The organism is Serratia sp. BNK-17 (assembly GCF_048684935.1).
GTDB classification, from domain to species: domain Bacteria; phylum Pseudomonadota; class Gammaproteobacteria; order Enterobacterales; family Enterobacteriaceae; genus Serratia; species Serratia nematodiphila.
Genome location: NZ_JBLQTR010000001.1, coordinates 923,027 through 938,576, shown reverse-complemented (window position 1 = coordinate 938,576; position 15,550 = coordinate 923,027). Strand labels below are relative to the sequence as shown.

General features: G+C 58.8%; 13 protein-coding genes. 11 read left to right on the top strand and 2 right to left on the bottom strand.

Going from position 1 to position 15,550, the window contains the following annotated elements; all coding sequences use genetic code 11:
• Window positions 1-3 precede the first annotated feature (3 nt).
• The 4 genes from dnaK (at window position 4) to nhaR (ending at window position 5,643) form a co-directional block, all read left to right on the top strand.
• A complete protein-coding gene (gene dnaK / locus ACMGF7_RS04575) occupies window positions 4-1,917 on the top strand; it encodes a molecular chaperone DnaK (RefSeq protein ID WP_004932972.1) in 1,914 nt (637 codons plus the stop codon).
• A gap of 106 nt (window positions 1,918-2,023) precedes the next feature.
• Window positions 2,024-3,148, top strand: coding sequence for a molecular chaperone DnaJ (dnaJ, locus tag ACMGF7_RS04570; RefSeq protein WP_004932969.1), 1,125 nt, complete (start codon window positions 2,024-2,026; stop codon window positions 3,146-3,148).
• A 236-nt stretch (window positions 3,149-3,384) separates the two neighbouring features.
• Window positions 3,385-4,551, top strand: a complete 1,167-nt coding sequence (gene nhaA, locus ACMGF7_RS04565; RefSeq protein WP_049241980.1) for a Na+/H+ antiporter NhaA — start codon at window positions 3,385-3,387, stop codon at window positions 4,549-4,551.
• Between the two features lie 192 nt (window positions 4,552-4,743).
• The gene (gene nhaR / locus ACMGF7_RS04560) at window positions 4,744-5,643 is read left to right on the top strand and encodes a transcriptional activator NhaR (RefSeq protein ID WP_004932962.1); all 900 of its coding nucleotides are present in this window, start codon (window positions 4,744-4,746) and stop codon (window positions 5,641-5,643) included.
• A gap of 71 nt (window positions 5,644-5,714) precedes the next feature.
• Here the strand turns inward: nhaR and rpsT are convergent, their stop codons facing one another.
• Complete coding sequence (gene rpsT, locus ACMGF7_RS04555; protein ID WP_004932960.1) at window positions 5,715-5,978, bottom strand: 30S ribosomal protein S20; 264 nt, start codon at window positions 5,976-5,978, stop codon at window positions 5,715-5,717.
• A 390-nt stretch (window positions 5,979-6,368) separates the two neighbouring features.
• Between rpsT and ribF the strand changes: the two genes are divergently transcribed.
• The 5 genes from ribF to ispH all read left to right on the top strand — a co-directional run bounded on the left by ribF (window position 6,369) and on the right by ispH (window position 12,209).
• Complete coding sequence (ribF, locus tag ACMGF7_RS04550) at window positions 6,369-7,307, top strand: bifunctional riboflavin kinase/FAD synthetase (protein ID WP_015376612.1); 939 nt, start codon at window positions 6,369-6,371, stop codon at window positions 7,305-7,307.
• Window positions 7,308-7,463: 156 nt separating this feature from the next.
• Window positions 7,464-10,280, top strand: coding sequence for an isoleucine--tRNA ligase (gene ileS / locus ACMGF7_RS04545; RefSeq protein WP_048326107.1), 2,817 nt, complete (start codon window positions 7,464-7,466; stop codon window positions 10,278-10,280).
• 13 nt (window positions 10,281-10,293) lie between these two features.
• Window positions 10,294-10,803, top strand: a complete 510-nt coding sequence (gene lspA / locus ACMGF7_RS04540; protein WP_004932951.1) for a signal peptidase II — start codon at window positions 10,294-10,296, stop codon at window positions 10,801-10,803.
• Between the two features lies 1 nt (window position 10,804).
• Window positions 10,805-11,275 (top strand): FKBP-type peptidyl-prolyl cis-trans isomerase, encoded by a 471-nt coding sequence (gene fkpB / locus ACMGF7_RS04535; RefSeq protein ID WP_004932949.1) that lies wholly within the window; start codon window positions 10,805-10,807, stop codon window positions 11,273-11,275.
• Entirely contained in the window at window positions 11,256-12,209 is a 954-nt protein-coding gene (ispH, locus tag ACMGF7_RS04530) for a 4-hydroxy-3-methylbut-2-enyl diphosphate reductase (RefSeq protein WP_004932946.1), read from the top strand. The genes fkpB and ispH overlap by 20 nt, the downstream gene beginning before the upstream one ends.
• A gap of 273 nt (window positions 12,210-12,482) precedes the next feature.
• Here the strand turns inward: ispH and ACMGF7_RS04525 are convergent, their stop codons facing one another.
• Window positions 12,483-13,388, bottom strand: coding sequence for a LysR family transcriptional regulator (locus ACMGF7_RS04525; RefSeq protein WP_021505363.1), 906 nt, complete (start codon window positions 13,386-13,388; stop codon window positions 12,483-12,485).
• Window positions 13,389-13,600: 212 nt separating this feature from the next.
• On the opposite strand from ACMGF7_RS04525, the gene pvcA reads away from it, so the two are divergent.
• Together pvcA and ACMGF7_RS04515 are read left to right on the top strand one after the other, a co-directional pair.
• Window positions 13,601-14,569 (top strand): L-tyrosine isonitrile synthase, encoded by a 969-nt coding sequence (gene pvcA, locus ACMGF7_RS04520; protein WP_004932937.1) that lies wholly within the window; start codon window positions 13,601-13,603, stop codon window positions 14,567-14,569.
• Between the two features lie 96 nt (window positions 14,570-14,665).
• Window positions 14,666-15,529 (top strand): TauD/TfdA dioxygenase family protein, encoded by an 864-nt coding sequence (locus ACMGF7_RS04515; RefSeq protein WP_164095539.1) that lies wholly within the window; start codon window positions 14,666-14,668, stop codon window positions 15,527-15,529.
• Window positions 15,530-15,550: the final 21 nt, after the last annotated feature.

The window sequence follows — 15,550 nt, the reverse complement described above, 5'->3', positions numbered from 1 at the left end:
TAGATGGGCAAAATTATTGGTATCGACCTGGGTACTACCAACTCTTGCGTAGCAATTATGGATGGTGCCAAGGCACGCGTGCTGGAAAACGCCGAGGGCGACCGCACCACTCCTTCTATTATCGCATATACCCAGGACGGTGAAACTCTGGTTGGCCAGCCGGCTAAGCGTCAGGCAGTCACCAACCCTGAAAACACCCTGTTCGCCATCAAGCGCCTGATCGGTCGCCGCTTCCAGGATGAAGAAGCGCAGCGCGACAAAGCGATCATGCCGTACAAAATCGTCGAAGCCGACAACGGCGACGCCTGGCTGGAAGTGAAAGGCCAGAAAATGGCTCCGCCGCAGATCTCTGCGGAAGTGCTGAAAAAAATGAAGAAAACGGCGGAAGATTACCTGGGCGAACCGGTAACTGAAGCGGTTATCACCGTACCGGCTTACTTCAACGACGCCCAGCGTCAGGCGACCAAAGACGCCGGCCGCATCGCGGGTCTGGAAGTCAAGCGCATCATCAACGAACCGACCGCGGCGGCCCTGGCCTATGGCCTGGACAAAGAAGTCGGCAACCGCACCATCGCGGTTTATGACCTGGGCGGCGGTACTTTCGATATCTCCATCATCGAAATCGACGACGTTGACGGCGAAAAAACCTTCGAAGTGCTGGCGACCAACGGTGACACCCACCTGGGTGGCGAAGACTTCGACAGCCGTTTGATCAACTACCTGGTGGAAGAGTTCAAGAAAGATCAGGGCATCGATCTGCGCAACGATCCGCTGGCGATGCAGCGTCTGAAAGAAGCCGCTGAGAAAGCGAAGATTGAACTGTCTTCCGCTCAGCAGACCGACGTTAACCTGCCGTACATCACTGCAGACGCGACCGGTCCAAAACACATGAACATCAAAGTGACTCGCGCCAAACTCGAGTCGCTGGTTGAAGATCTGGTGGCGCGCTCCATCGAGCCGCTGAAAGTGGCGCTGAAAGACGCTGGCCTGTCGGTTTCCGACATTCAGGACGTGATCCTGGTGGGCGGCCAGACCCGTATGCCAATGGTGCAGAAGAAAGTCGCAGACTTCTTCGGCAAAGAGCCGCGTAAAGACGTGAACCCGGACGAAGCGGTTGCCGTGGGCGCTGCGGTACAGGGCGGCGTGTTGGCCGGTGATGTGAAAGACGTTCTGCTGCTGGACGTTACCCCGCTGTCACTGGGTATCGAAACCATGGGCAGCGTGATGACGCCGCTGATCACCAAAAACACCACTATCCCGACCAAGCACAGCCAGGTGTTCTCTACTGCGGAAGACAACCAGTCTGCGGTAACCATCCACGTGCTGCAGGGTGAGCGTAAGCGCGCCAGCGATAACAAATCTCTGGGCCAGTTCAACCTGGACGGCATCCAGGCGGCGCCGCGCGGCATGGCGCAGATCGAAGTGACCTTCGATATCGATGCCGACGGCATCCTGCACGTGTCTGCCAAAGACAAGAACACCGGCCGTGAGCAGAAGATCACCATCAAGGCGTCTTCTGGCCTGAACGAAGACGAAATCCAGAAAATGGTGCGCGACGCCGAGCTGAACGCTGAAGCGGACCGCAAGTTCGAAGAGCTGGTGCAGACGCGTAACCAGGCGGATCACCTGATCCACGGCACGCGCAAGCAGCTGGAAGAAGCGGGCGACAAACTGCCGGCGGAAGACAAAACGGCGATTGAAGCGGCGCTGAAGGATCTGGAAGCGGCGGTGAAAGGCGAAGATAAAGCCGAGATCGAAGCGAAGACCCAGGCGTTGGTGCAGGTTTCCGGCAAACTGTTGGAAATGGCTCAGGCGCAGCAGGCTCAGCAGGGTGCTGACGCCGGCGCGGACAACGCGGCGCAGAAAGACGACGACGTGGTTGACGCCGAGTTCGAAGAAGTTAAAGACAAAAAATAATCGCCCTTAAGCGGGCACGGGGCGGCCGAGGTGCCGCTCCCGGAAACCAGCACGGGCGTCGAGGCAACTCTGCGCCCGTGCACGCATGTTAAGGGTAAGCGAAAGAATGGCGAAGAAAGACTATTACGAGATTCTCGGCGTCAGCAAGACGGCGGATGAACGTGAGATCAAAAAGGCGTACAAACGCCTGGCGATGAAATACCATCCTGACCGCAACCAGGAACAAGACGCCGAAACCAAGTTTAAAGAAGTTAAAGAAGCTTACGAAGTTCTGACCGACGACCAGAAACGCGCGGCCTACGACCAGTATGGGCACGCGGCCTTTGAACAGGGCGGCATGGGCGGCGGCGGCTTTGGCGGCGGCGCCGACTTCAGCGATATCTTTGGCGACGTGTTTGGCGACATCTTCGGCGGAGGCCGCCGTCAGCGCGCCAGCCGCGGTTCCGATCTGCGCTATAACATGGAGCTGACCCTCGAGGAAGCGGTACGTGGCGTCACCAAAGAGATCCGCATCCCGACGCTGGAAGAGTGCGACGTCTGCCACGGCAGCGGCGCCAAACCGGGCAGCTCACCGGTCACCTGCCCAACCTGTCACGGCCAGGGCCAGGTGCAGATGCGTCAGGGCTTCTTCACCGTGCAGCAGGCGTGTCCGCACTGCCATGGCCGCGGTCAGATCATCAAAGATCCGTGCAACAAGTGCCACGGCCACGGCCGGGTAGAAAAATCCAAGACGCTGTCGGTGAAAATTCCGGCCGGCGTCGATACCGGCGACCGCATTCGCCTGGCGGGTGAAGGTGAAGCCGGCGAACACGGCGCACCGGCGGGCGATCTGTACGTTCAGGTGCAGGTGAAGGCGCACCCGATCTTCGAGCGTGAAGGCAACAACCTGTACTGTGAAGTGCCGATCAACTTCGCCATGGCGGCGCTGGGCGGCGAGATTGAAGTGCCGACGCTGGACGGCCGGGTGAAACTGAAGGTGCCTTCGGAGACCCAAACCGGCAAGCTGTTCCGCATGCGCGGCAAGGGCGTGAAATCGGTGCGTGGCGGCAGCCAGGGCGACCTGCTGTGCCGCGTGGTGGTGGAAACCCCGGTCAATCTGAACGACAAGCAAAAGCAGCTGCTGCGTGAGCTGGAAGAGAGCCTGGGTGGCCCGTCCGGCGACAAGAACAGCCCGCGCTCGAAGAGCTTCTTCGACGGGGTGAAAAAGTTCTTTGACGATCTGACTCGCTAACCTGCTGTTTCTGTTGGCTTATGTGCGAACCCCGGGCTTCTGTCCCGGGGTTTTTATTTGCGCGCCGAACCGCTAATTCCACAACGTAAATGTGACTTATTCGTGCTTTTTATCGGTTTTTTCGAGTTATTTAGCATTTATAAACTTATTTTTTCGAACTAAAACGCCCTCTATACTCACTTCATGACTGTGGTTCGCAGGGCGCTATGTCCTGCACAGATTTGGAGAGACGTACTGTGACCAACATCATTCGTCAATTTTTACGTCAGGAAGCCGCGGGCGGTATCATTCTGATCGCGGCGGCGATCGTCGCCCTGATCATGGCCAACACCCCGGCGCAGGGGATCTATCAGGCATTCCTTAACCTGCCGGTGATGGTGAAGGTAGCTTCGCTGGAGATCGCTAAACCGCTGCTGCTGTGGATAAACGACGGCCTGATGGCCATCTTCTTCCTGGTGGTGGGGCTCGAGGTCAAGCGCGAGCTGATGCAAGGCTCGCTGTCCGGGCGCGACAAAGCGGTGTTTCCGGCGATCGCCGCGCTGGGCGGCATGTTGGCGCCGGCGCTGATTTACCTGCTGTTCAACGGCGCGGACGAAGTCACCCGCCAGGGCTGGGCGATCCCGGCCGCGACCGACATCGCCTTTGCGCTGGGCGTCATGGCGCTGCTGGGCAACCGCGTGCCAACCAGCCTGAAAGTGTTCCTGTTGGCGCTGGCGATCATCGATGACCTGGGCGTGATCATCATCATCGCGCTGTTCTACACCCACGAAGTGTCGATGGTGGCGCTGGGCGTGGCGGCGGCGGCGACGGCGCTGCTGGCGGTGATGAACTGGCGCGGCGTGGGCAAGACCTCGCTGTACATGATGGTCGGCCTGGTGCTGTGGGTGGCGATCCTCAAGTCCGGGGTGCATGCGACGCTGGCCGGGGTGATTGTCGGCTTTATGATCCCGTTGAACGTCAAAAAGGGGCCATCGCCGTCGGAAACGCTGGAGCATGAGCTGCACCCTTGGGTGGCGTTCATGATCCTGCCGCTGTTCGCTTTCGCCAACGCCGGGGTCTCTTTGCAGGGCGTATCGCTGGATGGGTTGACGTCGCTGCTGCCGGTCGGGATTGCGGCTGGCCTGTTTATCGGCAAGCCGCTGGGGATTTTCCTCTTCAGCCTGCTGGCGGTGAAAATGGGCATCGCCCGTTTGCCTGAAGGTATCGGCTTCAAACAGGTGTTTGCCGTTTCGGTGCTTTGCGGCATTGGTTTTACCATGTCGATTTTTATCGCCTCGCTGGCGTTCGGCGATGCGGATGCGGCGCTCAGCACCTATTCCCGCCTGGGGATCCTGTTGGGCTCCACCACTGCGGCGGTGGTAGGGTATGGATTACTGCGTCTGGCGTTGCCGCGCGTGCGTTAATCCTGAATGTGCCCGGTAAGGGCACATAATAAAATGGCTGGTCGGAGCTGTACGGTATAAAATATGTGCAGCTTCGGCCGTTCTTCGTTGGGACTAATGGGGCTATACGTTGTCTGAAGCAGGGAAAGGAAGTTTGTCGCTCGTCACGGCACACCGTTTGCCGCTGCGAAACGTTGTTAAGGAGAGCCGCTCGTGAGGATGTCGCATATCAACTTTAATCACCTTTACTATTTCTGGCAGGTCTGCAAGGCCGGTTCCGTGGTCGGTGCCGCCGAAGCGTTGTTTCTGACGCCGCAGACCATCACCGGCCAGATCAAAGCGCTGGAAGAGCGGTTGGACGGCAAGCTGTTCAAACGCCAGGGGCGCGGGTTGGTGCCTTCGGAGCTGGGGCAGCTGGTGTTCCGCTATGCCGACAAGATGTTCATGCTCAGCCAGGAAATGTTGGATATCGTCAACTACCGCAAAGAGTCCAACCTGTTGTTCGACGTCGGCGTAGCGGACGCGCTGTCGAAGCGGCTGGTCAGCCAGGTATTGGAAACGGCGGTGGTGGTGGACAACGAGCAGATCCACCTGCGTTGCTTTGAATCGACGCACGAGATGCTGCTGGAGCAGCTCAGCCAGCACAAACTGGATATGATCCTGTCGGATTGCCCGGTGGACTCCAGCCAGCAGGAAGGGCTGTTCTCGCTGAAGCTGGGCGAGTGCGGCATCAGCTTTTTCTGTCGCCAGCCGGCGCCGGAGCTGCCGTTCCCGGCTTGCCTGGAGCAGCGCAAGCTGCTGATCCCCGGCCGTCGTTCGATGTTGGGGCGCAAGCTGCTCAACTGGTTCAATACGCAGGGTATTCAGGTGGAAATTCTGGGCGAGTTCGACGATGCGGCGCTGATGAAGGCCTTCGGCATGTACCACAATGCGATCTTCGTGGCGCCGACGCTGTATGCGCAGGATACCTACAACGATGACAATGTGGTGGAGATTGGGCGCATCGACAGCGTGCAGGAGGAGTATTACATCATCTTCGCCGAGCGCATGATCCAGCATCCGGCGGTGCAGCGTGTCTGCAACAAAGACTTCTCGGCGCTGTTTTCCTGCTAGCGGTTCACTGAATGCAGGACGTAAAAAAACCGGCCTGAGCCGGTTTTTTTATCAAGCAGATAACGAAATGCTTATTGCATTGCGTTGATGCGTGCAGTCAGATTTGACTTATGACGCGCTGCTTTGTTTTTGTGGATCAGGCCTTTAGCTGCCTGACGATCCACCAGTGGCTGCATTACCAGGAATGCATTTTGTGCTGCTTCTTTGTCGCCAGCTGCGATAGCTGCGTCTACCTTCTTGATGAAGGTACGCACCATTGAGCGACGGCTTGCGTTATGCTTGCGGCGTTTCTCAGACTGTACGGCGCGTTTCTTAGCTGATTTGATATTAGCCAAGGTCCAACTCCCAAATATATTCTATTGAGGACAATTCAAAGGCCGAGGAATATGCCCTTTTAGCCTTCGTTTGTCAATGGATTTGTGCAAATAAGCGCCGTTTGTACAGGCGGCACTCGCTACGTTGTGATGGCGCAGGATTTTACCAGCTTCGCTCTTGGGAATACAGTGTTTCGCGAGAAAATTCGCCAATGATTTGCCGCGGCGGGCGCAAGCCGTTGGCCGCGGTCGAGAATCGCCCCGGCAGCGCCGGATAAACTGTGGCGAAGCCGTTTCACGCACAGATTATCTCCGGTATGGTATGTCTATTACATAAAGGCACCAATCGCGGGTTAACCTTACCGGCTGTACAAGGTATAATCCGCCGATTTCCACTGTTTTGAGCCAGCTATGGAGCTAATTCGCGGCATTCACAATATCCGGGCGCGCCACCATGGTTGCGTGCTCACCATCGGCAACTTTGACGGCGTGCATCGCGGCCATCAGGCGTTGCTGGAACAGTTGAAGCAACAGGGGAAACGCCTCGGGCTGCCGGTGATGGTCATGATCTTTGAGCCGCAGCCGCTGGAGATGTTCGCCGCAGACAAAGCGCCGGCCCGCTTGACGCGCCTGCGCGACAAGGCCAACTATCTGGCGCAGGCGGGCGTCGATTACCTGCTGTGCGTCAAGTTCGATCCGCGTTTCGCCGCCAACACCGCGCAGGCGTTCGTCGCCGAGCTGCTGGTGGAAAAACTGGGCGTCAAATTCCTGATGGTGGGGGATGATTTTCGCTTTGGCGCCGGGCGTCAGGGCGATTTTCCGCTATTGCAGCAGGCCGGAAAAGAGTACGGCTTCGACGTGGTCAGCACCCCGACCTTCCGCGAAGGCGAGCGACGCATCAGCAGCACCGCGATCCGCACCGCGCTGAGCGAGGACGATCTGCCGCTGGCGGAGACCCTGCTGGGCCACCCGTACAGCATTTCCGGGCGCGTGGTGCACGGCGACGAGCTGGGGCGCACCATCGGCTTCCCGACCGCCAATTTGCCGCTCAAGCGTCTGGTGGCGCCGGTGAAAGGAGTGTATGCGGTGGAAGTGTACGGCCTGGGGCCGAAGCCGCTGCCGGGCGTGGCCAATATCGGCACGCGCCCGACCGTCGCCGGCGTGCGCCAGCAGCTGGAAGTGCATTTGCTGGATGTCACAATGGATCTTTACGGGCGCCATATTGAGGTGGTGCTCCGCGCAAAATTGCGCAATGAACAGCGGTTTGCTTCGCTCGATGCCCTGAAGCAGCAAATCGCCAATGATGTGGTGACGGCCCGGAAGTTCTTCGGGTTAAAAACACTGGTTTAATCGTTTACCCTAAACAATTCGAGTTGCATCGCGGCGGCAACCGCGCGAACCCCGATGAGCTTGCATAGGCAAGTGATTCGGGTGAGAAAGGGCGGCCGACAAAGATGCAGCTTGAAGTGTGACGGGTAAATAGCCGAAAACGGAAACGAGAATCTCATGAGTGACTACAAGAATACCCTGAACTTGCCGGAAACAGGGTTCCCGATGCGCGGCGATCTCGCCAAGCGCGAACCTGGCATGCTGCAACGTTGGTATGAACAGGATCTGTACGGGATTATTCGTACTGCCAAAAAGGGCAAAAAAACCTTCATTTTGCATGACGGCCCTCCGTATGCGAACGGCAGCATTCACATTGGTCACTCGGTTAACAAGATTCTCAAAGACATTATCATCAAGTCGAAAGGGATGGCCGGCTTCGACTCGCCTTATGTGCCGGGTTGGGACTGCCACGGCCTGCCGATCGAACTGAAGGTTGAGCAACTGTACGGCAAGCCGGGCGAGAAGCTGACGGCGGCCGAGTTCCGCCAGAAGTGCCGCGAGTACGCGGCCGAGCAGGTTGAAGGCCAGAAGAAGGACTTCATCCGTCTGGGCGTGTTGGGCGACTGGGATCGTCCGTACCTGACGATGGACTTCAAAACCGAAGCCAACATCATCCGCGCGCTGGGCAAGATCATCAGCAACGGCCACCTGCTGAAAGGCGCCAAGCCGGTTCACTGGTGCACCGACTGCGGCTCGTCGCTGGCGGAAGCGGAAGTGGAGTACTACGACAAGACTTCGCCGTCGATCGACGTGAGCTTCCATGCGGCCGACGCGGCTGCCGTGGCGGCCAAGTTCGGCGTGAGCCACTTCAACGGCGCCATCTCGCTGGTTATCTGGACCACCACGCCGTGGACCTTGCCGGCCAACCGCGCGATCTCGCTGCACCCGGACTTCACCTATCAGCTGGTGCAGGTTGACGGCCAGTGCCTGATCCTGGCGGCCGAACTGGTGGAAAGCGTGATGAAACGCGCCGGCATCACCGAGTGGACGGTGCTGGGCAGCTGCAAAGGCGCCGATCTGGAGCTGCTGCGCTTCAAACACCCGTTCATGGACTTCGACGTGCCGGCGATCCTCGGCGAGCACGTGACGCTGGACGCCGGTACCGGTGCGGTGCATACCGCGCCAGGCCACGGCCCGGACGACTTCGTGATCGGCCAGAAATACGGCCTGGAAGTGGCCAACCCGGTAGGGCCGAACGGCTGCTACCTGACCGGCACCTACCCGCTGCTGGACGGCAAGTTCGTCTTCAAGGCCAACGATCTGATCGTCGATCTGCTGCGTGAGAAAGGCGCGCTGCTGCACGTCGAGAAGTTCCTGCACAGCTATCCGTGCTGCTGGCGCCACAAGACGCCGATCATCTTCCGCGCCACGCCGCAGTGGTTCATCAGCATGGATCAGAAAGGCCTGCGTCAGCAGTCGCTGGAAGAGATCAAGGGCGTGCAGTGGATCCCGGATTGGGGCCAGGCGCGCATCGAAATGATGGTCGCCAACCGCCCGGACTGGTGTATCTCGCGTCAGCGCACCTGGGGCGTGCCGATGTCGCTGTTCGTGCATAAAGAGACCGAGCAGCTGCACCCGCGCAGCGTTGAGCTGATGGAAGAAGTGGCCAAGCGCGTCGAGCAGGACGGCATTCAGGCCTGGTGGGATCTGGACGCGGCCGACATCCTCGGCGCGGAAGCCGCCGACTACGTGAAAGTGCCGGATACGCTGGACGTGTGGTTCGACTCCGGCTCCACTCACGCTTCGGTGGTTGACGTGCGCCCTGAGTTTAACGGTCACGGCGCCGACATGTATCTGGAAGGCTCCGACCAGCATCGCGGCTGGTTCATGTCCTCGCTGATGATTTCCACCGCGATGAAGGGCAAGGCGCCGTACAAGGAAGTGCTGACCCACGGCTTCACCGTCGACGGCCAGGGCCGCAAGATGTCCAAGTCGATCGGCAACACCGTCAGCCCGCAGGACGTGATGAACAAGCTGGGCGGCGACATTCTGCGTCTGTGGGTGGCGTCGACCGATTACACCGGCGAGATCGCGGTGTCCGACGAGATCCTCAAGCGTTCTGCCGACGCTTATCGCCGCATCCGCAACACCGCGCGCTTCCTGCTGGCCAACCTGAACGGGTTCGAGCCGAGCACCGATTGCGTGGCGCCTGAAGACATGGTGGTGCTGGATCGCTGGGCGGTCGGCCGCGCGCTGGCGGCGCAGCAGGATATCGAGCAGGCTTACGCCAACTACGATTTCCACGAAGTGGTGCAGCGCCTGATGCAGTTCTGCTCGGTCGAGATGGGCTCCTTCTACCTGGATATCATCAAGGATCGTCAGTACACCGCCAAGAGCGACAGCGTCGCTCGCCGCAGCTGCCAGACCGCGCTGTATCACATCGTCGAAGCGCTGGTGCGCTGGATGGCGCCGATCATGTCGTTCACCGCAGACGAGATCTGGGGCTTCATGCCGGGCAAACGCGCGCAGTACGTGTTCACCGAAGAGTGGTACGACGGTCTGTTCGGGCTGGCGGAAGGCGAGCCGATGAACGACGCTTTCTGGGCTGAGCTGCTGAAAGTGCGCGGTGAAGTGAACAAGGTGCTGGAGCAGGCGCGTGCCGACAAACGCCTCGGCGGTTCGCTGGAAGCGGCGGTGACGCTGTATGCCGACAGCGAGTTGGCGGCGCGTCTGAACAGCCTGCAGGATGAGCTGCGCTTTGTGCTGCTGACCTCTGCGGCAAGCGTTGCGCCATTGGCGGATGCGCCGGCCGATGCGCAGGCCTCCGAGCTGCTGAAAGGGCTGAAGATCGCCTTCAGCACAGCGCCAGGTGAGAAGTGCCCGCGCTGCTGGCATTACACCACCGATATCGGCCTGGTGGCGGAGCATGCAGACATCTGCGGCCGCTGTGTGAGCAACGTCGCCGGTGACGGCGAGAAGCGTAACTTTGCCTGAGAACTTGCGCCTGATGAGTAAACCAATTTGTTCGACCGGCCTGCGTTGGCTGTGGGTTGTGGTGGCGGTGCTGGCGCTGGATTTCGGCAGCAAACAGTGGATCCTCGCTAACTTTACGCTGGGCCAGTCCCAGCCGTTGATCCCGTCGTTCAACCTGTTTTACGCGCGCAACTACGGCGCCGCGTTCAGCTTCCTGGCCGACCATGGCGGCTGGCAGCGCTGGTTCTTTGCCGGCATCGCCATCGCCATCGTCGCAGTGCTGCTGGTGATGATGTACCGCAGCACCGCGCAGCAGAAGCTGAACAACATCGCCTACGCCTTTATTATCGGCGGGGCGTTGGGCAACCTGTTCGATCGCCTGTGGCACGGTTTCGTGGTCGACTTCATCGACTTCTACGTCGGTGACTGGCACTACCCGACCTTTAATCTGGCGGACAGCTTTATCTGCGTGGGTGCGGCGATGATCGTGCTGGAAGGTTTCCTGTCGCCGGCGAGCAAAGGCGCAAAGAGTAAAGGTGAGTAATATGACGGCTCAGGTTATCAGTGACAGCGCGGTGCTGGTTCACTTCACGCTGAAACTGGAAGACGGTTCGACCGCCGAATCCACCCGCAGCAGCGGCAAACCGGCGCTGTTCCGCCTGGGTGACGGCAGCCTGTCGGCGCCGCTGGAAGAGCAACTGCTCGGCCTGCGCGCGGGCGACAAGTGCGCCTTTACCCTGCAGCCGGAAGCGGCGTTCGGCGCGGAGAACCCGGATCTGGTCCAGTTCTTCTCGCGCCGCGACTTCGCGGAAACCGGCGTGCCGGACGTGGGCACCATCATGCTGTTTACCGCCATCGACGGCAGTGAAATGCCGGGCGTGGTGCGCGCGGTGGCGGAAGATTCGATCACCGTCGATTTCAACCATCCGCTGGCGGGTCATCCGGTGACCTTCGACATCGAAGTGCTGGAGATCGATCCGCAGCAGGAGGAGACGCATGCAAATATTGCTGGCTAACCCGCGCGGCTTCTGCGCCGGGGTCGATCGTGCGATCAGCATCGTGGAACGCGCGCTGGAGCTGTATGGCGCGCCGATCTACGTGCGACATGAAGTGGTGCACAACCGCTACGTGGTCGACAGCCTGCGTGAGCGCGGCGCGGTGTTTATCGAAGAGATCGCCGAAGTGCCGGACGGCTCTATCCTGATCTTTTCGGCGCACGGCGTTTCTCAGGCGGTGCGCGCCGAAGCCAAGGCGCGCGATCTGACCATGCTGTTCGACGCCACCTGTCCGCTGGTGACCAAGGTGCATATGGAAGTGGCGCGCGCCAGCCGCCGCGGCACCGAAGCGATTCTGATCGGTCACGCCGGGCACCCGGAGGTGGAAGGCACCATGGGCCAGTACAGCAATCCGCAGGGCGGCATGTACCTGGTCGAGTCGCCGGATGACGTGTGGAAGCTGCAGGTGAAAGACGAAAACAACCTGTGCTTCATGACGCAGACCACGCTGTCGGTGGATGATACCTCGGACGTAATAGACGCGCTGCGTCAGCGCTTCCCGAGCATTATCGGTCCGCGCAAGGATGACATTTGCTACGCCACCACCAACCGTCAGGAAGCGGTGCGCAACCTGGCCGGCGATGCGGACGTGGTGCTGGTGGTGGGGTCGAAGAACTCCTCCAACTCTAACCGTCTGGCGGAACTGGCGCAGCGCGTCGGAAAACCGGCTTATCTGATCGATTCGGCGGCGGATATTCAGGAAAGCTGGCTGAGCGAAGCGCGCAATATTGGCGTTACCGCCGGCGCCTCGGCACCGGATGTGCTGGTGCAGGAGGTGATCTCCCGCCTGAAAGCGCTGGGCGGCCTGGACGTGCATGAAATCAGCGGGCGTGAAGAGAACATCGTGTTCGAAGTGCCGAAAGAGCTACGCGTGGACGTCCGTCAGATTGACTGAGGTGCGTGAGTGAATGACAACGGGGAGCTTAGGCTTCCCGTTTTTTTTGGGGAATGCCAACGGCATTAAAAATAAAATGCTGAGTATATTCAAATTTTCTGCTAACTAAAGTCAAATTTATTCTGAGTATTTGAAATAGCGGTGGCGTCATTAATTATATAGGCTGAATTAAGTCATTAAATAGAATATCATTAGGCTGCAATCTAAATAGGGCCTGGTGTCGTCAACGTGATTACAATAATTACAATAGTAGTCTTGCAGATGTTTCTTATTTTATTCTTGTCGAATCTGTTCTAGGTCGTTTAATCCTTTCTCCTTTAAATAGAGCTTCATATGCTCCAGTAATCGCCGGACTTTTAATGGCTGGATCTCCCGTCGCGGCATAATGGCATAGCAATTAATTTCCGGTAATCGCCAGTCGGGCAATATTTCAATCAGCTCGCCGCTGCGCAACTCTCGCTCGACGTTGGCGAAGAAATTGCGAATGATGCCTTTGCCGGTCAGCGCCAGCTCCTTCATCGCCATGCCGCTGTTGGTGAACAGTCGCCCGGTCATGCGCATGCGGTGCTCGCCGCCGTCGCGATGGATCAGGCGAACAAACTGCGGATTGCCGAGCGGCGTAAAGGTGACCCAATGATGATGGGTCAGCGCCTGAGGCGAATCCGGCACCCCGTGGTGTGCCAGGTAGGCCGGGGACGCGCACAGCACTTCGCGGCAGCGCGCCAGCCGCGTTGAGACGTAGCTGGAGTCAGCCAGCGCGCCGCCGCGTATCGCCAGATCGATGCGTTGCGCGATGAGGTCTATTCTCTCATCGTGGATTTCCAACCGCAGCGTGATGCGCGGGTGCTCGTCGAGGAAGCTCTGCAGCGCCGGCACCAGATAATGGGTGGCGAATTCGGTCGAGGTGGCGACGCGCAGTTCACCGACCAGCTCGCCGCGCAGCGCGGCGATCCGCTGTTGCCCGCGCTCGGCGGCGTGGATCATCAGCAGACAATCTTCATAAAAGCACAATCCGGCTTCGGTCAGGCTCAATGAGCGCGTCGATCGCAACAGTAATTGAATGCCCAGATGTTCCTCCAGCTGGCGAATATGCTGGCTGACGGCCGATGTCGTCATGCCCAATTCTTTTGCCGCCATGCTGAATGCGCCACAATCGACCACTTTTGAGAAAATGGCCATGCGTTTTAAAATATTGCTCATAGTTTGTTAAGCACAACTTAACCTAGATTGTGATTTATACGGGCTAATAATATAGCACCATCTTTCCTATATTGCCTGAAGCATATAAACGACGGGCTGATTATTATTTTGCATGCGTTTTATCTCTTTTTGATAAATCTTATTGCGCTTGCCAATAATACACCCGCGCCACATCGCAACAGGAGCTCATTGTGGATAGCGCACAGAAAAAAGAAGAAATAGCATTAAAAATCCTACGTGAATTATTGCAATATCGACGTCGCCTCATCGCCGACGATGCTTCTCTGGCTGAAGAAGAGCGGCAGGTCACTCAGGTGCAATTGCCGCGCATTCGGGCATTCATTGAAAACGACCAGCGCATCGAATTCGTGCTGCCGGCTTTTCCGACCAAGTCACCCAACGCCAATAAGGTGATAGGCGCGGTGCCGGACATGGCGGAGCGGCTGTCGCTGATCTTCCTCAACTCGCTGTGCCAGCGCATTCAACTCTATTACCCGCCGGGCGCGCATATCGTTATCTGTTCCGACGGCCACGTGTTCGGCGATCTGATCCGCGTCAGCGACGAAGCGATCAACCATTATCAACGTGAGATTGAAAGCCTGCTGCATGAAGTAGGCGCAACCCACCTGAGCGTGTTCAACCTCGGCGATGTCAAAGGCCTGGCGGAGCATACCGATGACTACGATCTGCTGCGCCGGCTGTTGGTGGACGGCTATGCCGAATCGGAAGAGGCGATCAAGCGCCAGCTGATGCAGGACGAGCAGGGATTAATGCTGTATCGCGCCATCACGCGCTTCTTGTATGAAGACAGCCTCCTGCCGGGCTACAGCGGTTCCAACGCCGCGCTGCAAAAAGACGCCAAACGGCGCGCCTGCGGCGTTATCCAGCGCAGCTGGGCCTGGGGCAACCTGCTGGCCCAGCATTTCCCGGCGGCGATCCGCCTGTCGATTCACCCGCAGCCGGCCGACAGCCTGAAGATAGGCATCCACATGATGCCGACCAAAGACGACTGGCTGACGCCGTGGCATGGCGTGGCAGCCAACGTGAACGGCCAGTTCGTGCTGATGAAGCGTAAAGATGCGCAGAGCCTGGACGGCGAATTGGTGGAGATCCGCGGCACGCCGAGCCATTACCTGATCGAACAACCGCAGATGGCCTGAGGCCGCTGCAGGCTTTTGCGCCCGAAATCCTGGCGGACGCGTTTTTGACGGCACGTTGCCGTGTGAGCAGCACATTCGATGCAAGGAGAATCACCGATGAATAACCAACCGCTTAATTGCCATATTCAACCGAATACCCCGTTTGGCGCGATCCTGACGCCGCAGCATCCGGGGCAAAAGATCGGCGAACTGCCGGTGGCAGCGCTGCGGGCGCTGGCGCAGGAGCATCACTTGCTGGTGCTGCGCGGATTCGACTCCGGTTTCAGTGATGGGGAGGTTCTGACGCGCTACGCCGAACAGTGGGGCGAGATCATGATGTGGCCGTTTGGCGCGGTGCTGGACGTGAAGGAACATCCGGACGCCAAGGATCATATTTTCGACAGCAGCTACGTCCCGCTGCATTGGGATGGCATGTATAAGCCGACTATTCCCGAGTTCCAGCTGTTCCACTGCGTGGCGGCGCCGTCGCCGGACGAAGGCGGGCGCACGACCTTCGTCGACACCACGCGCTTGCTGGCCAATGCGGACGAAGCGTTGCTGGATCAGTGGCTGTCGGTCTCGATCACCTACCGCATCAAGCAGGTGGTGCACTACGGCGGTGAAGTCTGTTCGCCGCTGGTGGTGCAGCACCCGAACGGCAGGGGCTTGATCATGCGCTACAATGAACCGCCGACGGAGGGGAAAAAATTCCTCAATCAACATGCGCTGGAATATCACGGCGTGCCGGAACAACAGCAGGAACAGTTCCACCACACTCTGCAGCAGCATCTGTACGATCCGCGTCACTATTATGCCCACCAATGGCAACAGGGCGACGTGGTGGTGGCGGACAACTTCTCGCTGTTGCACGGCCGCGAGGGCTTTACCGCCCGTTCCGCGCGTCATTTGCAGCGCGTGCATATTCAAAGCAATCCGGTGTGCGCCAATCTGGCGCTGAAGCCGGCCAACGCAGAAGCTTAAAAGGAGCATTATGGCAAGGAT